This window comes from Streptomyces sp. NPDC047515 (assembly GCF_040643055.1).
Classification (GTDB): Bacteria; Actinomycetota; Actinomycetes; order Streptomycetales; family Streptomycetaceae; genus Streptomyces.
In genome coordinates, this window is sequence record NZ_JBEYTM010000005.1 from 237,557 (window position 1) to 255,155 (window position 17,599).

The following is a 17,599-nucleotide window of genomic DNA, read 5'->3' on the forward strand; positions in this document are numbered from 1 at the left end:
GGCGGATGCTACGCGCGTAGCGCCGCCGAATCGTTGGCCACCTGATGACAGGTGGCGGACCGTGTGCGCACGGCTACGGCACGTCGGCCGGATCCGTACGTGAAATCGGGGCCCGAGTGAAGCCGAAGCGGCTCACCCGGGCCCCGATCGACAGTGGATCAGGTCGTGGTCTTGACCGTGATGCTGCCGTCGACGATCTTCTTCTTCGCCGCGTCCAGCTGGGTCTGGATGTCCTTCAGGTGGTCACCCGTGGTGGTCAGGCTGACGCCGCCCTTGCCCAGGGTGTACGTCTGCGTGCCGGTCACCGGCTTGCCGTCCTTGACGGACTTGATCAGGTCGTAGACACCGCCGTCGACGTTCTTGACGACGGACGTCATGATCGTGTCCTTGTACTTCGCCAGCGACGGGTCGAGGGCCTGGTCGGAGTCGACGCCGATGGACCAGGCGCCCTTCTTGCCCGCGACGGCCTCGATCGAACCGGCACCCGAGCCGCCCGCGGCGGCGAAGATGACGTCCGCGCCCTTGTCGAGCATGCCCTTGGCGGCGTACGCACCCTTGTCGGGGCTGCCGAAGCCGGACAGGTCCGAACCGGTGGTCAGGTACTGGATCTGCACCTTGGCCTTCGGCTTGGTGTCCAGGACACCCTGCTGGAAGCCCGCGGCGAACTTCTTGATCAGCGGAAGGTCCACACCGCCGATGAAGCCGACCTGGCCGTCCTTCGACTTCAGCGCGGCCGCGACACCGGCGAGGTACGAGCCCTGCTCCTCGGTGAAGACGATGCTGTCGACGTTCTTGGCGTCGGAGATCGAGTCGACCAGACCGAAGTTGACCTTCGGGTACTTGGCGGCGATCTTGTCGACCGCGTCCTTGTACGCGAAGCCGATCGCGATGACCGGGTTGTAGCCGCCCTCGGCGAGCGATTCGAGGCGCTGCTCGCGGTCGGCCGGGGTCTCACCGGACTTGGCGGTGAGCTCCTTCGTCGTGGCACCGAGCTCGGACTTGGCCTTGTCCAGACCACGCGCGGCGGAGTCGTTGAACGAGTTGTCGCCACGGCCGCCCACGTCGTAGGCCATGCCGATCTTCATCTTGCCCTTGTCGGAGCCGGAGCTCTCGGTGGACGACTCGCCACACGCGGTGGCGGTGAGCGCGAGGGCCGCGGTGACAGCACACGCAGCGGTGATCTTGGATACCCGGCGCAAGGGAAGGCTCCTTCAAACCTGACCGAAGCGCCTCTTCCGGCGCTGGTTTCGCGGCGATCGTAACGCGCGTAGATGTCAGATAAAGCCCCGTACGGAAGCCGTTATCGGATCGTCGCGAACCGGGGGTGACCTGTCCGGTCACGGATGGTTGCCGTCAAGCAACGCGCAGGCAGTGAAGAGCTCCACCGCAACCGTGATCGCCTCCTCGTCCGCGTCGAAATCGCCACGATGCAGGTCGAGACGGGCGGGGTCGCCGGGCGTACGGACCCCGAGCCGGGCCATGGCCCCCGGGACGTGTTCCAGGTACCAGGAGAAGTCCTCGCCGCCGAGGCTCTGTTCGGTGTCCTCGATCGCATACGATCCGCGGCGCGCGGTCATCGCCCCGGCGAGCAGATCGATCACGGCGGCGTCGTTCACGACGGGCGGGACGCCCTGGACGTAATCGATCACCGTCTTGGCCCCGTGCATTCCGGCCACCTCGTCGATCGCCGCGTGCACGAGGTCCGGCGCCTCGCGCCAGGCCGCCAGGTCCAGGCAGCGCACGGTGCCGGAGAGTTCGGCGTGCTGCGGGATCACGTTGCAGGCGTGCCCGGCCTCCAGCCGGCCCCAGGTGACGGCGAGCCCGGCACGGGCGTCGACCCGGCGGGCCAGCAGCGCGGGCACCTCGGTGGCGACCTTGGCGGCGGCGGTGACCAGGTCGGTGGTCAGATGCGGCCGGGCGGTGTGCCCGCCGGGACCGTCGAGGCTGACCTCCAGCCGGTCGCAGGCCGAGGTGATCGCCCCGACCCGCAGCCCGATCCGGCCCACGTCCACCTTCGGGTCGCAGTGCACTCCGATGATCCGCCCGACGCCCTCCAGCACCCCGGACGCGATCGCGTCGGGCGCACCGCCGGGAAGCACCTCCTCGGCCGGCTGGAAGATCAGCCGCACCGGGTTCGGCAGCAGCCCCTGCCGGTGGAGCCCGGCGAGCACGAGCCCGGCACCGAGGACCGCGGTGGTGTGGATGTCGTGCCCGCAGGCGTGCGCCCGGTCGGGGACGGTGGAGCGGTACGGAACGCCCGCCTTGGTGTCCGGGATGGGCAGGGCGTCGATGTCCGCGCGCAGGGCGAGCATGGGCCGTGTGTCGCCCTCCCGGCCGCCCACGTCGCACAGGAGTCCGGTCCCGGTGTCCAGTACCCGTGGTTCCAGCCCCGCCTTCTCCAGCCGGGCCTTGATGGCCGCGGTGGTACGGAACTCCTGGTTGCCCAGCTCGGGGTGCATGTGCAGGTCGCGCCGGAAGGCGATCAGTTCGGCACGCAAGGACTCGGGCAGGGCGCCGGGCAGCGCCTCGTCCCCGGGCAGCTGGGCATCGGAATCACGGGACATCAACTGGTTCACCTGGTGAAGCGTAAGCCCGTTCCCCCGTCAACTGACCATGAAACAAGAAAAGTTCAGCCACATAGACGAATAAATGACTGCGTCGTAGCGTGTGAGGTGATGGCGGGGTGGGTAAACTCACCCATTTCGCTCCCCGGCCGGTCGCCCCCGGCCGGTCATCACCCGCACGACGTCCCGGTGGGGCTCCGTCAGCCGGGCAGTCCCCGGCGCACCGGAAACAGCGCCAGCCCGATGCACAGGGCTCCGGCCGGCAGCAGATCCAGGCTCATGGCCATCAGCACGGTCCCCGCCAGCACGGCCATGGGAGCCCACGCCCGGACCAGGTCCCGGCGGAAGAACGCGAGCAGGGTGACGAGGCCCAACAGCCCGAACCAGAACAGCATCGGCACCACCGTGTAGACCAACGGCATCACCCCGGGTATGTCCTGCACCCGCCCGAACAGGTCGCTCATGGCCTGCTCGTCCGCCGCGACGAACCCCACCCCCAGGTCGATCACCGCCTGGACGGCCACCGCCGCCGTCCCGAGCAGCCCGGCCCAGGCGGCTGCCCCGACGGCGACCCGCTTGCCCCCGCGCTCCCCCGCGAGTCTCCACAGCCCCAGGAACACCGGCACGAACGCGAGCACCCCGGCCAGGAACAGCAGATGCGCCGCCGTCCACCACACCCCGGGCCCGTAGTCACCGACCGCCCGCCCGGTCAGCCGCACCACTCCGTACCCCGCCATCAGGGCGGGTCCCGCGAGGAGGGCCGTGCCGGCCGTCCCACCCTGCCGCTCCGTCGCCATCCGCATCGTTGTCATGCGTTGATGCTCACGCCCGGCCGACCCTGCCCGCTATCGGGGCCTTCCCCCAACAAACCCTGGACGTACGCCACTTACAGGTCAGAGTGATCCATGACGCCCCGCTGAGGCTTGCGTACCGGCATCGGCATCGACCGCCACTCCCCGACAGGCAGGAGCCAGCCGCCATCGGCGCATGCCTCGGGATCACGGAGTAAATTTAGTCCAGTGGTTAGTCCACCCGCCGATCCGTCCCTGCGAGGCAGCCGTGGAAGCAGCTCGTCAGTACAACGTCCATGAGGCCAAGACCCACCTCTCGCGCATCCTGGAGCAGGTGGCCACAGGCGAGGAAGTAGTGATCTCCAAAGCGGGAGATCCGGTGGCCAAGGTCGTGCCGCTCCGCGCCCGGGTGAAACGGACCGGGCGCGGCTCGCTCCAGGGGCAGATCCGTATCAGGGAAGACTTCGACGACCTGCCGGACGACCTGGCCGACGCCTTCGGGATGCGCTGATGAAAATGCTGCTCGACACACACGTCGTCCTGTGGTGGCTCGACGACTCCGCAGAGCTCACCGACGAGATCAAGCACCTGCTGGACACGGAGCCCTCGGTCTTCGTCAGTGCGGTCACCCCGTGGGAGATCGCGATCAAGCAGTCCCTCGGAAAGCTCGAAGGTCCCGAGGACCTGGCCGAACGGGTACGGGACAGCCAGTTCACCCCGCTTCCGATCACCGCGGGACACGTCGTGCGGGCGGGCAGACTGCCCGCACATCACCGCGATCCATTCGACCGGATACTGATCGCACAGGCCCAGACCGAGGGGATGACCATCCTGACCCGCGACAAGTGGATCCCCTCCTACGACGTGCAGGTCATGTCCGTCTGACGGCTCTGCGCCCTTCGCCTCGGCGCCGGCCAGGCGAGGGGCAGGGTGTGGACGACCGCGGAGGGGAAACTCGGGACCGTACGGCAGGCAGCGCGGCTCCTCAGGCCCACGAAGCCGCACCCCACGGCTCACCGCCACGCGCACGGCATCCCTCAACGCCTCGGTCGACCGGGCAGCCAGACACGGAGCCAAGCGTCGTACGTCACGGACGGGTGCGCCACGCCGACGGGTTCACCTTCCATCCGTCCGCCGTCTCCCCCGGCGCCCACCCATTCACCCTCTACTTGTCAAAAACGAACAAGATGTGGTCGTCGTCCAAGTACTTGATATCGACCTCGCAACCTTTCTGCACCTTCGACGAGTAGAAGGAAGAAATGGTGTCATCGCCTTCCACGCTCCTGGTCACACCGTCCTCATTCCATGAGAGCCGGTATTTTATGTTGACGCTCCCGCCATCATTCGAGCTGATGTAACGAACATCCTCCACCAGGGCGCGAATATCCCGCCCGTGCGACCGGATTTCATGGTCTCGCTTGAAGAGATGGACGATATAGGCAATGCTGCCCACGACGAGAATGACAGAAATAATGACAACAATAATCATGGATGACCCCTCGCGTAAAAGCGCAGTGTAACGTCGCCCGCCGACGTTGTCGCAGCCATGGGGTCGAACCCACAGGTGGGTGATCGAGCGGACGATCTCGTGGCTGCCCGGCCGCCGTCGACTCGGCCCCGCCGCGGGCGCCACTCCCGCGACCGGTTTCCTCGTGCTGATTCGGCGCGAGTGGTGAGCAATGGAACCTACGGGTTTTCCGGGTTCCGCGAGTGCTTCGGCTTTTTCGGGAGGAACAGGCGAGGCGTGCGCCCGGTCATCCGGGCTTTGTCATCCCGCCCAAGGGAATGCTGCGTGGCGACACCGTGCGACGACTGATCCGCCATCCGTCAGTGGTGCGCACGACGCTGTCGTCGTAGAAAACGGAACCGCAGGAGCCGTCCGCTTCGATACCCAGGTCCTTGGACCGGACGTGCACCCAGTCCGGTGACGGCCGAGCGGTCTCCAAGAGCGAGTGGCACACGCGCCCCCTCCGGCCCGGCGTGGAAAGGCCGGGCCGAGCTTCTCTCGTGTCGTCCTCGGTGCGGAGGGTGGCCATGACTTCTTCCGGAGAAGTCTCGCCCACCGGCGGGCCGGTGCCCGACCACCTCGTCGCGCAGCGGAGCAGGGGCGACCGGGGCAGGGGGCGCCCCGGTCGTGGTCCGGTGGGCGGGGCTACGCCTCCGTCACCGCCGTGGCCCGCCAGGGGGCCAGGCGCTGGACGTCGCGGGCGGTTTCCGTGACGCCGCTCAGGAAGCCCTGGGCTCGCGGGGACGCCGTGTCGCGGAGCCATTCCGGGGCGATGTCGCAGACCGCGACCTTGACGTCCGTGCCGACCAGGGCCAGCGGCAGGGTGTGGACGACCGTGGAAGGGAAGCTCAGGACCGTGCGGCCGATGGGGCCGCGGCGGGCGACGAGTTCCAGGGGGAGGTCGGGGCGGACGATCTCCAGGCCGGTGGCGGCCTCCAGGGCGTGGAGCTTGTCGGTGGACTCACGGCGGTGGGCGAAGTAGCGGGTGGCCCCATGGGTGCGGGCCAGGGCCGCGACGGCCTCCAGATACTGGGCCTGGTCGACCACGCCCGTCTCGACGAGCGAGGTGCCGACCAGGTCCGCGCCCTTGGTGAGCAGCGGCGGGCCGAAGCGGGCGCGGGTCCAGGCGAAGGTGTTGGGGGTGACGGTGACGCCGGGCGGAGCCTCGACCGGCATCGCCGTGAAGACCTCGACCGTACGCGTGGCGGACGGGGTGAAGCGACTGCGGGCGCGGGCCGTGACCGGGGCCAGGACCAGTTCGCGCGGGCCCGAACTGCCCTTGCGGTGCCAGCGCACCAGGCGTTCGCCGCGCGCCAGTTGGGCAACGAACTCCATGGTCGCCGTGCCGTCGTCGACCACGGTGAGACGCCGGGCGCGCACCATGGTGAGCAGGAGCTGGACGTAGCGGGAGAACGGGTCGCCGATCACGATGCGCTCCGCCCTGCGCAGCAGTCCGGCCAGGGAACGCAGGGTCTTCAGGGGCGCGCCGGCCCCGCCGCGCGCCTCCTGCCAGCGGACGTTGACGCCCTCGTCGCGGGCCAGCTCCGCCATCCGGCGCAGCTGACCGCGCGACATCGGGTCGACCGGGGGGAGGACGACGACCGTGATGTCCGCAAGGACGTGGTCGTCGCCTCCCTCTGCGTAGGCCCACTCCAGGACGTTCAGGAGCTGGACCGGGCTCTCGACGAAGGCGAGGTTCACCGGTCGGCCCGTCAGACCGCGACCGGCTCGGCGGCCGGGGCCGCCTCGGCGCTCTCGGCGACGACGCCCGCGACGCGGCGGAGCTTCTTCATCGGGCCGAGCTCGGACTCGTACACCTTCTTGACGCCGTCGCCGAGCGAGGCCTCGATGGTGCGGATGTCGCGGACGAGGCGGGTGAGGCCCTGCGGCTCGACGGAGGCGGCCTGGTCGGAGCCCCACATGGCGCGGTCCAGGGTGATGTGGCGCTCGACGAACGCGGCGCCGAGGGCGACGGCGGCGAGGGTCGTCTGGAGGCCGGTCTCGTGGCCGCTGTAGCCGATCGGGACGTTGGGGTACTCCTGCTGGAGGGTGTTGATGACCCGCAGGTTCAGCTCCTCGGCCTTGGCCGGGTACGTCGAAGTGGCGTGGCAGAGAAGGATGTTGTCCGAGCCGAGGACCTCGACCGCGTGGCGGATCTGGCGCGGGGTCGACATGCCGGTGGAGAGGATGATGGTGCGGCCGGTGGCGCGCAGGGCGCGCAGCAGCTCGTCGTCGGTGAGGGAGGCCGAGGCCACCTTGTGCGCGGGGACGTCGAACTTCTCCAGGAAGGCGACGGCCTCGGTGTCCCACGGGGAGGCGAACCAGTCGATGCCGCGCTTGGCGCAGTGCTCGGAGATGGCCTGGTACTCGGCCTCGCCGAACTCGACGCGGTGACGGTAGTCGATGTACGTCATCCGGCCCCAGGGGGTGTCGCGCTCGATGTCCCACTGGTCGCGCGGGGTGCAGATCTCCGGGGTGCGCTTCTGGAACTTGACGGCGTCGCAGCCGGCCTCGGCGGCCACGTCGATCAGCGCGAGGGCGTTGTCGAGGTCGCCGTTGTGGTTGATGCCGATCTCGCCGGTGACGTAGACGGGCTGCCCCGGGCCGGCGGTACGAGTGCCGAGGGTGCGCAGACGGGAGGTGTTCATGAGGTGCGTTCCTTACTTGGCGGAGGTGCTCGGGGGACTTGGGGGGGCTTGGGAGACTTGGGGTTACTCGGGGGACTTCGTGAGGGTGGGGCCCAGCAGCCAGGCCGCGATCTCGCGGATGGCGCCGAAGCCGCCGGGGGTGGTCGTCACGGCGCGTGCCGCGGCCCGTACCGAGTCATGGGCGCTCGCGACCGCGACCGGCCAGCCGGCGAGTGCGAAGCACGGCAGGTCGTTGACGTCGTTGCCCACGTAGAGGACACGTTCCGGAGCGACGGACTGTTCGTCGCACCACCGCTTGAGTGCCAGGTCCTTGCGGTCGATGCCGTGCAGGACCGGGATGCGGAGCTTGTGGGCGCGGGCGGCGACGACCGGGTTCTGTTCCGTGGAGAGGATCAGCAGCGGCAGTCCGGCCTTGCGCAGGGCCGCGATGCCCAGGCCGTCGCCGCGGTGGACGGCGACGATCTCGTGTCCGTCGGCGTCGATGAGAACCCGGTCGTCGGTCTGCGTGCCGTCGAAGTCGAGGACGACCGCGTCGATGTCGTCGAGGGTGGGCAGCGGTGCGGGGTCCAGGAGCGGGGCGAGGGCGCGGGCACGGGCCAGGTCGTGCGGGTCGTCGATCTCCAGGACCCGCGCCGCGTCGGTGCGCACCAGGGCGGTGTGGCCGAAGAAGCGGTGGCGGTGGGTACGGAAGCCCGCGGCGTTCATGGCGTACGCGGTGCCGGTCTCCAGCAGGTCCTCCGGGCGGTCCTGGCGCATCTGCCGGACGGACTTGTCGTGGTTGACGCCGTGGTTGTCCTCTTCGAGCGCGCTGCCGTCGCGCCAGAGGAAGCCGTGGAAGGGGGCGACCGTGACCGCCGTGTCGGCGCCGTCGTGGGCGACCGCCGCGGCGACACCGTCGATGTCCTCCCGTACGACGAAGGGGCTGGTGCACTGGACCAGCAGCACCACGTCGGCCGTGCGCTCGCGCATCGCCTCGTACGCGTCCAGGGCGTGCAGCACCGCGTCCTCGCTGCTCGACCTGTCCCCGGCGATGGCCGCGGGGCGCTGCACGATGTGCACCCGCTCCGGGGCGCCCAGCGTGTCGCCCGCGGCGCGGGCCGCGTCGGCGATGGCCGCGTCGTCCGTCGTCACGACGACGTCCGTGACCTCGCGGGAGGCCAGGCAGGCGCGGACGGCGCGGGCGACCAGCGGCACGCCGCCGACCTGGGCGAGGTTCTTGGCCGGTACGCCCTTGGATCCGCCGCGGGCGGGGATCACGGCGAGCACGGTCGGGGTCGGGGTCATCTCTGCTCCTGAAGTGGTGTTCACAGCTCGCCCATCCGTCGGATCACCGGGGCGACCCGCTGGACGCCCTGCCGGTACGCGCCGCGCGCCGCTTCCCGTACCGCGTCGCGGACCGCGCCGCGCATCCCGCCGGTCTCGCGCGGCCGGTCGGTGCCGGGCAGCGGGTGGCCGTCGGGCGCCAGGTGGTGGCGGGCGAGGATGCCGGGCAGGTAGCCGGGCGCGGTGGCGGGCGTGTAGTACGGGGCGAGGTCGGGCAGCCGGCCGACGGCGAGCAGGGCGTCGACGCGGGCGCGGGCGTGGTCGTAGGCCGTGGCGTACGTGCCGTCGGCGGCGACGCCCTGGCCGGCCAGCCATGCGGCGTCGGGCTCCGGGCCGTGGCCGCCGTCCAGGTGGTCCCAGGAGGTGAGCAGGCCGGAGCCGATGAAGTGGTGGTTGCCGAGTGCCTCGCGGACGCCGAGGTCGGTGAGGACCGCGGTCGGGATGCGCCGGTGCAGGGCCTCCAGCGCGGCGGTCGAGGAGACCGTGACCAGCAGATCGGTGCGGTCCAGGACCTCGCCCATGTGCCCGTACACCAGGCGGAGGTTGGGCGGCAGTCCGCCGGGCAGCTTCTCCGCGAGCCGCTGGTACGGGAGTTCCTCGATGTGTGTGGTGTGCTCGCCGGGCTTGGAGCGCAGCTTCAGCAGCACCTCGCGGTCCGGGTGCAGCCTGGCGTGCTCGACGAGCCTGCGCAGCAGATACGTGCGGTCGGCCCGGGAGGCCGGTACGGAGGGCTGGGCGGCGAAGACGACCGTGTCGCGGCCCTCCCGCGGGCGGTACGGCTCGCCGCCGAGGAACGGCAGTGCGGCCTCCGTGACGGCCGAGGCGTCGGCGCCCACTCCCTCGTACACCGCGCGGAAGCGCTCCGCGTCGTGGCGGGAGTTGGCGAGGACGACGTCCGCGCCGTGCCGCAGCAGCAGTCCGTCGGCGAGCTTCTCGTAGACGACGCCGACATAGCCGGTGACGACGACGGGCCTGGCGGGCAGCCGCAGCGCGGCGAGGCCGTGCAGCATCGCCTGGACGGCTCCGCCGACGAGGGCGAGGACGACGAGGTCGTATCCCTCGTCCCGCACGGTGTGCAGGAACTCGACGGCCGTCACCTCACGCACCCGCTCGGCGCCGATTCCGACGTCGCCGACCTCGGCGAGCTGGCGCGGGGTCGGGGTGGCCCGGCCGCGCAGCAGGAGCCCGGTGATCTCGACGCGCTGCGCCGACCTCCCGGACCCACCGGTGGTGAGACGGCGCGCGGTGAGCGCGCCCCATTTCCACCGGGTGTCGGAGTCGGCGAGCACGGCTACCCGGAGGGCGGTCGTCTTATCGGTACGTGGGGGCACGTCCCAGAACTTAGGAAGCCATTTCGATTCGCGGCCCAACGTGACGGCAACAGCTGGTTAACAGCCCGCCGACGCTTGGCGAATCACCTTCACAAAGAGGACGCAATCGCCCACGAAACAGCCAGGTTCATCATTTCGACATTCGCCGTTCACCCGGTGTCCCTCCTGGGGCCGAGGTAAATGACGGGCTCCCGCCTAGCGTGAGACGGGTGGTTAAGCTCTCGGTCATCGTGCCGTTCTACAACGTGCAGACATACGCCCCCGACACCTTGAGAAGCCTGCGGGCCAACGCCCGCGAGGACTTCGAATTCATCCTCGTCGACGACTGTTCGACCGACGGGACCGCGGACATACTGCGCCGCGCCGAGGACGAGATTCCGGGGGTGGTCGTACGCAGACATGAGCAGAACGGCGGACTGGCCACCGCCCGCAACACCGGCCTGGACGCGGCGCGCGGCGAGTACCTCACCTTCCTCGACGGCGACGACTGGCTGGCGCCCGGGTACTACGCCGACATCCTGGCCCGGACGCAGGCGCTGGGCTGCGATTTCGTCCGTACCGACCATGTTCAGGTCGAAGGCCGCAACCGTACGGTGCACCGCGTCCCGCACGGCAGGCGCGGCGAGGTCCTGGACCCGCGGGACGCGATCCTGCCCGCCGAGCGGACCACCTCGGTCGACTATCCGTACGCCTGGGCCGGGCTGTACCACCGGCGTCTCCTGGACCGCGGACTGCTGCATTTCACGGACGGTCTGCGCACCGCGGAGGACCGTCCGTGGATCTGGCGGCTGCACCGCGAGGCCGATTCTTTTGCGGTGCTCGGACTTCTCGGAATCTTTTACCGGCGCGGGGTCGCCTCTTCGCTCACCCAGATCGGCGACGTACGCCAGCTCGATTTCATTCGCTCATTCGACCAGGTCATTCGGGAAACGGCCGAGGACCGCGACGCACAGGCACTGCTGCCGAAAGCGGTCCGTACCTATTGCGCGATCATTTCTCACCACATGAGCTCGATCGAAAGGTTCGAACCCTCGGTGGCCCGCACACTGAAGTCGATGAGTGGAGCCGCGCTGCGGCGAATGCCGCAGCGGGTGCTCGACGAGGCCCTCGACTCGATGGACGTGCAGCGCGCCTCGCTGCTGCGCCGGCTGCGGCGCCGTCCGGCCGCCGCGGGTGCCAAGGAGGTGGCGGCAGCGTGAACGGCGCCCGGTCCCGCACCACACAGATCTTCTTCGCGTCCACCCTCTACGGCACCGCCACGCTCGCCGCCGCCCTCGACGCCGGCTGCTTCCCGGCGGCGGACCGCCGCATCCTGCTCGTCTCGAACAACGCGGCCGTTCCGGAGACGACGCCCGCCGTCGACGCGATGCCCGGGTTCGACGCGCTGCGCGGCCGTTTCGACGACGTCGTGTCGTGGAACACGACGATCGCGCCCTTCCACCCCGGCGGCTGGGCGCCGCGCCCCGACGACGTACCCCTGTGGGAGCGGCATCTGCGCCTGGCCTGGGGGCTGGGCGACGACAACATCGAGCTGGCGGTCGAGTCGATCCAGGTCAACCCCGCGATGGCCGTCGCCCAGATCTTCACCGGCGCACCGGTCGACGTCTACGCGGACGGGCTGATGAGCTACGGCCCCACCCGCAACAAGATCGACCCCCTGGTCGGTACGCGGGTGCGCCGGCTGCTCCATCTCGACCTGGTGCCCGACCTGAAGCCGTTGCTGCTCACGGAGTTCGGGGTGCGGCCGCAGATCGTGCCGACCGAGGCGTTCCTCAAGGTGCTCGGTGAGCTCGCGGACGCGCCCGGGGTGCAGGACGGTGTGCCGTCCGTGGAGGCCCCCGCCCTGCTGCTCGGCCAGTACCTCTCCGCGCTCGGCCTGATCAGCGCGGCCGAGGAGGAGGACCTGCATCTGCGGATGATGCGCGGCGCGGTGGCCCTCGGCCACACCCGCCTCGTCTTCAAACCGCACCCCACGGCCCCGGCGCAGTGGTCGCGCGCGATGGGCGCGGAGGCCGAGAAACTCGGCGCCGAGCTGACGGTGCTGGACGCGGGGGTGCTCACCGCCCCGGTCCTCGCCGAGGTGCTCTATCAGCGGATGCGGCCCGCGCTGGTCGTCGGCTGCTTCTCGACCGCGCTGCTCACCGCGTCGGCGTTCTACGGACTGCCGGTGGCCCGGGTCGGCACCGGGATGCTGCTGGACCGGCTCGCCCCGTACGAGAACAGCAACCGCGTCCCGGTCACGCTCGTCGACGCGCTGGTGCCGGAGGTGACGGACCGGGCGGCCGTCGAGCGGGCGGGGGCCGCGGCCGACCCGGCCGACCTGACGGATCTGACCGGGCTGGTCACCGCCGTCGGGTTCGCGATGCAGCCGAAGATCCACCCGGGGCTGCGCCCGGCCGCCGAACGGTATCTGTCCGCGCACCTGGACGCGACGACCTGGCGGTACTTCAAGCGCAAGCGGCTCACGTCGCTGGCGCTGCCGGGGGCGGTACCGGCGCAGCTCGCGTTCCTGCCGCGCAACGCGGTGGTGCGCAGGGTGGCACGGTCGGTGCGGCGGCGCGTGGTGCGGCAGTAGGCGCCAGGCGCCCGGGGCACGCGAGCCGGGCGTGATCCGAGCGAGAGACCCTGGCCGGCCCCGGGCGCCGGGCGGGTTCGTGCCGATCCCGTCCGGCGCCCTCGGGCTTCCCCGCGTCCTGACGTCAGTCGCGCACGCCGCCCCGGATCACCCGCAGATCGGCCGCGTTCGCCTCGGTGACCTTCCACAGCTCCTGCTGCCGGCCGTGCACATCGGCGACGGTCGCGGCGTGGTCGTCCAGCAGTCCGGCCGCACGCTCGGCGAGCCGGGCCCCGAGGTGCCGGTCGTGGACCGAGATCCCCCACTCCGGGCGCTCGATGTCGGCGAGGAAGTACGCCATCTTCGGGTGCGAGATCAGGCTGATGATCGGCGTGCCGCAGCCGAACGGGATCATGCCCGCGTGCCCGCGCATCCCGATGACCAGCTTCGTACGGGCGTAGGTGTCCCGGATCGCGTCGTTGTCGAAGTCGTACATCGGGATCACCGGCAGCGCGATCCCGTGCTCGCGCCGCAGGTCGAAGGCGATCCGCTCGTCGTCCAGCGAGTGGGCGACGCACTTCACCTCGGCCCGCTCGCCGAGCGCCCGCACCGCGGTGGCCATCTCGCCCAGGAAGTGCCCGTAGTCATGGCCGAAGCGGAGCCCGGACCGGTCGTACGCGGCGTTGACCAGCACGGTGTCCTCGCGCCGCTCCGGGTCCGTCCAGCCGTCCACCAGTTGTCTGGTCACCGTCGTCGGGCAGGGCTGGAAGCGCACCTTGTCGTGGAGCGAGGCGGGCAGCAGCTCCCGGACCTTCGCGATGGAGCCGTGGTTGCGCAGCCCGAAGAACGAGGCGCGCTCCACCAGCTTGCGCAGCGAGGAGAGGAACCGGTCCCGGCCGTGGCCGTAGGCCTGGCCGTCGAAGGCGTTGAAGCCGACCGCGTACACCATGACGGGTACGTCGATCCGGTCGAGCAGCTCGTCCGGGACGTTCCACTGCCAGCCGCTGTTGCCGTTGGGCGCGGTGTCCGGGATGAAGAGGCCGCCGCCGCCGATGACCAGTCCGCGGCGCTCGTTGACCCGCTCCAGCGCGGCCTCGTCGAAGAGCCGGTGGGCGTGGATCGAGTGCCAGCGCTGCGGGCCGGTGTCCGGGCCGAAGGCCAGCCGTACGCTCTCGGGCAGCAGCTTGTCGCCGGCGTTGCCCTGCCGGTCCATGTAGAAGGCGACATGGGCGAGTTGACCGGAGGCGGGGCCCTCCACGGGTGCGGGCGCGTCCGTGGCCCGCAGGTGCATCAGCCGGTTCGCGCGGTGCGTCGGGTCGACGCCGAGGCCCTTCAGGGCGTAGTCGGCCGCCGCGTTGTCGTCACCGTGGATCCAGGCGATCTGGGCGAGGCGCCCGAAGGCGGTCGCGGCCCGGTTGGGTGCCGCGGTGGCGAGCAGGAGCCGGACCCGGGCCTCCTCGTAGCGCGAGACGCTCATCAGGGCGTGGCCGAGCACCTCGTGCGGCCAGGCCTCGTCGACGGGTATCCGTACCCCGCCCAGCAGGTCGGCCGCCTCCTGGTACTCACCGGCCGCGATGTGGGCGGCGGCGACCTTGCGGGCGGCCTCCGGTGAGCCGGTGCGCCGCACGTGCGGGGTGCCGTAGTGGACCAGCAGGTCGTGGTGCTTGGCGCCGGGCAGCGCCAGGTACGCGGCGTGGAACTCGGCGTCGGACAGCTCGAATTCGTGCCAGCGGTCCTCGGCCTCGCGATACCCGGACTCGCCTCCCTGCCAGGGCTTGTGCCGCCCGGTGAAGTGCAGGATCGCGGTCGAGTCGGGGACCGGCAGGTCGCCGGAGAGCCGTCGCTTGACGAAGTTGTAGCGGGCGTCGAGCTGCACGAAGTCACCGTCGAGCACGGCGTTGAGGATGCCCTGGTCGTGCTTGTCGAGCTCGTACGTACCGGCCCGTCCGACCTCGTCGATCTTCGCGCAGAACGTGTCGCTCAGATACTCGCGCTGGATGACCAGCAGTCCGCTGTTGAGCTTGTGCTGCCCGTAGAAGAACTGCGGCACCGCGGCCAGTCCGTCGCGCAGCTTCAGCAGCTCACCGAGATCACCGAGGACCACCATGTCGGTGTCCAGGGTGATGACGGTGTCGTAGTCGCGCACCCGGAAGATGTCGAGGATGAAGTAGGCCTTGCGCACCAGGTAGTTGTCCTGATCGCCCTTGGCGTACGAGTCGTAGTGTGCGGCGTCGACCCGGCGGAAGTCCACGCGCGGGTGCAGCGCCCGGATCTGCGCGACGGAGGCGGGGCGCAGTCCGTCGTGCAGGACGAGGAAGTCCTCGCAGACGTTCGGGTTGGAGAGTGCGAGGCTGCGCAGCAGGGCGAGGAACCCGGGCAGGTAGTTCTCGTCGACGAAGCTCGCGAAGGCGACCCGGCGCTTGCCGGTGAGGGCGTTCGCGGGGGCGGGCGACGCGTGGAGCGCCGTGTCGGGAAGGGTCGTGGCGGGCGTCGTCATCGCAGTCGGATCCTCATGTCGGTGACGCTCTGGGCGTGTTCCATGACCCAGGCCTTCTCGCTGGTGTACTCGTGCACGGACGTGATGGGCATCCGCATCGCACCGGGCAGCCGGTAGGCGCCGCTCTCGTAGAAGTCGAAGCCGATCAGGTCGATCCGGCTGCTGACGTCGAGGTGGTCGAGGAGCCACAGCATGTTGAAACCGGTGGTGGGGATGGCGGGCCAGACGTCGGCGCCGACGCGCCCGATGTCCCGCAGCGGCCAGCGCAGCGACTCGTCGCCCAGGTACTGCTGGGCGCCCGGGACGAGGCGGTTGCGCAGGGAGTACTTCCAGTCGCCGGAGACCCCGCCGAAGACCACCCGGGTGTGCACCTTCTGGTCCCAGTTGAAGCCGTGCTTGTGGATGGTGGCGTGGATGTCGGTGCGCCGTCCGGTCGCCGCCGGGTCGATCCGGTACGAGTTGAAGCGGACGACCAAGTCGTAGCCGTCGATCTCGGCACCCATCGAACTGCCGCCGACACGCTGGGAGTTGGCTATGAGGCAGATCGACTTGCCGGCTATCCGGTTACGGAACTCGCCGACCGTGGTCCACTGGACGCCGCCGAAGGTGGGGTCCTCGACCGGGCCCCGCATGCGGCTTCTGCGCTGCTCGGCGTAGAGCGCGACGAGTCCGGCGAGTCCGGCCACGGCGTCCGGGTCCGTCCCGGCCGCCTCCATGGCCAGGTCGAGGTACTGGGACGTGGCGTCCTGGAGCTCGGTCACCGGGGCGCCGCCCTGCTCCTGCGCGAGCAGGGCGCCGATCAGCCGGGACCGCGCCCCGTCCCAGTCGCCGCTCGCCTGGAGCGCGAGGCCCTCGGCCCAGGACTCGGTGACGGGCCGGACGGCGAACGCCGCGGCCTCGGGGCAGTCGCGCTCCAGCCCGCGCAGCAGCTCGTGCCGGCGGTCCTCGCCCAGCCGCAGGCCGACGACCTTGGCCGCGACGCCGAAGCCGTCGTCGTCGGTGAGTTCGAGGTAGCGCTCGTACGCCGCGATGGCGGCGGCCTCCGCGCCCATCGCCTCCAGCGTCCGGGCCCGCAGCCGCCAGCCGGCCCGCGAACGCCTGCGCTGGGTCAGCACGGTGTCCCCGATGAGGACCGCGAGCCTGAGCTCGTCCTCGTAGCCGCAGTCCAGCGCCTTGTTGCCGACCGTGAGCAGCGGGTCGAGCAGCTCGTCCACGAGGGCCGCGGCGGCGCCCGTCCCGGTCTTCCCGGGGCGCCGGATCAGCGAGATCGGGGACGTGGCGGGCGCGGGCTGCGTGGACTGTGCCGCGGCGTGCACGGCCAGCAGGTGCCGCAGTGCCTCCGCGAGCGCCGTGCGCCGCCGGTCGAGTCCCGCCACCAGCTTGGCGCTGTGTGCGGCGCAGGCACGCAGACACACGTCCAGGTCGGTCGGGGCGACGGTGGCGAACTGCGACGTGACGCCCTCGGGCGGGGCCGCGTCACGCTGCCGTGGCCAACGGGTGCGGGCTTCTCTCATGGCGCTCCAAGCGTCTGGTGCCCGTGGGGGGAGGGGGCGTATCCGGGTGTGCGGTCACCGCAGCGCGCCCGCGGTGTGCCCCGCCCCGTCGGAGCGGGGCGGATGCTCGGCGCGCGTGTTCGGTTCCACGACACGCTAGGAAAGCTGTACGGACACCGGATGAACTCGCCCTGTCGGAACGGGAAACTGCACACCGACCCCGCTGGTACGAGCCCTTTCAGCGCACCCGTACCGTCCCTCGATGCCCGCGACGATCAGCCACGGGCGTCCTCGAAGCGTTCGTCGTAGCGGGTGAAGATCTCGGCACCGGCTGGCGAACCAGGGTGAGTATGGGCCCGCGCTGGTCCTGGATGACGCCGACCAGGTGACTGGTGCTGTCGAATACGGCCGTGCCAGGCTTCCACGGTGCTTCCTGCTGCGATCCTTTTGCCATGCCGTCGTGCCTCCCGTAGCTCGTAGCAGGAAAGATGATCCCCGAGTTACGGAGCAATACGGCAAGTTATTCGCGTTGTTGAATGAAGATCACCTGCGGCAGTCTTCGGCCCAGGCTTCCAGGTACCCCCTGGCCTGCTCACCGAAAAGCGCATAATCCTCGTAGTCGGTGAAGCGCCGGATCAGATCCTTTACGTCTCGACTGTCGCGAAACACGATTGCGCCTAGGTCCAGCTCAGCCGTCGCCAAGGTGTCGTCATAGACTGTGAACGTATTCAAGGCTCCGGAAGTGAAGTGGACCCCCATGGGGATAATCCCGAGCCTGATGTTCGGCTGATGCGTGTGTCGGCAACGGGTGAAATGGATACCACGGGCGGCGGATGAAAAGTGAGCCACTCTGCGATCTCTTGATCATTCTGGCTTCAGGGTTCTGGAGTC

Annotated in this window: 15 protein-coding genes; 4 read left to right on the forward strand and 11 right to left on the reverse strand. The window is 70.2% G+C overall.

Annotated features, from left to right (window positions below; genetic code table 11):
* Window positions 1–158: 158 nt before the first annotated feature.
* The 3 genes from ABZ826_RS06475 to ABZ826_RS06485 all read right to left on the reverse strand — a co-directional run bounded on the left by ABZ826_RS06475 (window position 159) and on the right by ABZ826_RS06485 (window position 3,376).
* Complete coding sequence (locus ABZ826_RS06475; RefSeq protein WP_361443083.1) at window positions 159–1,199, reverse strand: BMP family ABC transporter substrate-binding protein; 1,041 nt, start codon at window positions 1,197–1,199, stop codon at window positions 159–161.
* A gap of 138 nt (window positions 1,200–1,337) precedes the next feature.
* Window positions 1,338–2,564 (reverse strand): amidohydrolase, encoded by a 1,227-nt coding sequence (locus ABZ826_RS06480; protein WP_361443171.1) that lies wholly within the window; start codon window positions 2,562–2,564, stop codon window positions 1,338–1,340.
* Between the two features lie 200 nt (window positions 2,565–2,764).
* On the reverse strand, window positions 2,765–3,376 hold the full coding sequence (locus ABZ826_RS06485; RefSeq protein ID WP_361443086.1) for a hypothetical protein: 612 nt from the start codon (window positions 3,374–3,376) through the stop codon (window positions 2,765–2,767).
* Between the two features lie 247 nt (window positions 3,377–3,623).
* On the opposite strand from ABZ826_RS06485, the gene ABZ826_RS06490 reads away from it, so the two are divergent.
* Both ABZ826_RS06490 and ABZ826_RS06495 read left to right on the forward strand, forming a co-directional pair.
* On the forward strand, window positions 3,624–3,866 hold the full coding sequence (locus ABZ826_RS06490; protein ID WP_361443089.1) for a type II toxin-antitoxin system prevent-host-death family antitoxin: 243 nt from the start codon (window positions 3,624–3,626) through the stop codon (window positions 3,864–3,866).
* Entirely contained in the window at window positions 3,866–4,240 is a 375-nt protein-coding gene (locus ABZ826_RS06495; protein ID WP_361443092.1) for a type II toxin-antitoxin system VapC family toxin, read from the forward strand. Before ABZ826_RS06490 ends, ABZ826_RS06495 begins: the two co-directional genes overlap by 1 nt.
* 280 nt (window positions 4,241–4,520) lie before the next feature.
* Here ABZ826_RS06495 and ABZ826_RS06500 read toward each other — a convergent pair whose 3' ends face one another.
* The 5 genes from ABZ826_RS06500 to ABZ826_RS06520 form a co-directional block, all read right to left on the reverse strand.
* The gene (locus ABZ826_RS06500) at window positions 4,521–4,988 is read right to left on the reverse strand and encodes a hypothetical protein (protein WP_361443095.1); all 468 of its coding nucleotides are present in this window, start codon (window positions 4,986–4,988) and stop codon (window positions 4,521–4,523) included.
* 519 nt (window positions 4,989–5,507) lie between these two features.
* Window positions 5,508–6,563: a hypothetical protein gene (locus tag ABZ826_RS06505; RefSeq protein ID WP_361443098.1), complete on the reverse strand. Its 1,056-nt coding sequence runs from the start codon at window positions 6,561–6,563 to the stop codon at window positions 5,508–5,510.
* Window positions 6,564–6,574: 11 nt separating this feature from the next.
* The gene (locus ABZ826_RS06510; RefSeq protein ID WP_361443101.1) at window positions 6,575–7,510 is read right to left on the reverse strand and encodes an N-acetylneuraminate synthase family protein; all 936 of its coding nucleotides are present in this window, start codon (window positions 7,508–7,510) and stop codon (window positions 6,575–6,577) included.
* A 63-nt stretch (window positions 7,511–7,573) separates the two neighbouring features.
* A complete protein-coding gene (locus tag ABZ826_RS06515) occupies window positions 7,574–8,794 on the reverse strand; it encodes an acylneuraminate cytidylyltransferase (RefSeq protein ID WP_361443104.1) in 1,221 nt (406 codons plus the stop codon).
* Between the two features lie 20 nt (window positions 8,795–8,814).
* Window positions 8,815–10,164, reverse strand: coding sequence for a DUF6716 putative glycosyltransferase (locus ABZ826_RS06520; RefSeq protein WP_361443107.1), 1,350 nt, complete (start codon window positions 10,162–10,164; stop codon window positions 8,815–8,817).
* Window positions 10,165–10,373: 209 nt separating this feature from the next.
* On the opposite strand from ABZ826_RS06520, the gene ABZ826_RS06525 reads away from it, so the two are divergent.
* Window positions 10,374–11,363 carry a glycosyltransferase family 2 protein gene (locus tag ABZ826_RS06525; protein WP_361443110.1) on the forward strand — a complete coding sequence of 330 codons (990 nt, stop codon included), beginning with the start codon at window positions 10,374–10,376 and terminating at the stop codon, window positions 11,361–11,363.
* Window positions 11,360–12,739: a polysialyltransferase family glycosyltransferase gene (locus ABZ826_RS06530; protein ID WP_361443113.1), complete on the forward strand. Its 1,380-nt coding sequence runs from the start codon at window positions 11,360–11,362 to the stop codon at window positions 12,737–12,739. The genes ABZ826_RS06525 and ABZ826_RS06530 overlap by 4 nt, the downstream gene beginning before the upstream one ends.
* Window positions 12,740–12,863: 124 nt before the next feature.
* Here the strand turns inward: ABZ826_RS06530 and ABZ826_RS06535 are convergent, their stop codons facing one another.
* From ABZ826_RS06535 to ABZ826_RS06545, 3 genes are all read right to left on the reverse strand, one after another.
* A complete protein-coding gene (locus ABZ826_RS06535) occupies window positions 12,864–15,215 on the reverse strand; it encodes a glycosyltransferase (protein WP_361443116.1) in 2,352 nt (783 codons plus the stop codon).
* The gene (locus tag ABZ826_RS06540) at window positions 15,212–16,729 is read right to left on the reverse strand and encodes a hypothetical protein (RefSeq protein ID WP_361443119.1); all 1,518 of its coding nucleotides are present in this window, start codon (window positions 16,727–16,729) and stop codon (window positions 15,212–15,214) included. Before ABZ826_RS06540 ends, ABZ826_RS06535 begins: the two co-directional genes overlap by 4 nt.
* A 522-nt stretch (window positions 16,730–17,251) precedes the next feature.
* Entirely contained in the window at window positions 17,252–17,467 is a 216-nt protein-coding gene (locus ABZ826_RS06545) for a hypothetical protein (protein ID WP_361443122.1), read from the reverse strand.
* Window positions 17,468–17,599 lie beyond the last annotated feature (132 nt).

Bases quoted from the DNA above. Each gene is read 5' to 3' on its own strand.
- ABZ826_RS06480 (WP_361443171.1), bottom strand. From the start codon at position 2,564: ATGTCCCGTGATTCCGATGCCCAGCTGCCCGGGGACGAGGCGCTGCCC.
- ABZ826_RS06485 (WP_361443086.1), bottom strand. From the start codon at position 3,376: ATGACAACGATGCGGATGGCGACGGAGCGGCAGGGTGGGACGGCCGGC.
- ABZ826_RS06495 (WP_361443092.1), top strand. From the start codon at position 3,866: ATGAAAATGCTGCTCGACACACACGTCGTCCTGTGGTGGCTCGACGAC.
- ABZ826_RS06510 (WP_361443101.1), bottom strand. From the start codon at position 7,510: ATGAACACCTCCCGTCTGCGCACCCTCGGCACTCGTACCGCCGGCCCG.
- ABZ826_RS06515 (WP_361443104.1), bottom strand. From the start codon at position 8,794: ATGACCCCGACCCCGACCGTGCTCGCCGTGATCCCCGCCCGCGGCGGA.
- ABZ826_RS06535 (WP_361443116.1), bottom strand. From the start codon at position 15,215: ATGACGACGCCCGCCACGACCCTTCCCGACACGGCGCTCCACGCGTCG.
- ABZ826_RS06540 (WP_361443119.1), bottom strand. From the start codon at position 16,729: ATGAGAGAAGCCCGCACCCGTTGGCCACGGCAGCGTGACGCGGCCCCG.
- ABZ826_RS06545 (WP_361443122.1), bottom strand. From the start codon at position 17,467: ATGGGGGTCCACTTCACTTCCGGAGCCTTGAATACGTTCACAGTCTAT.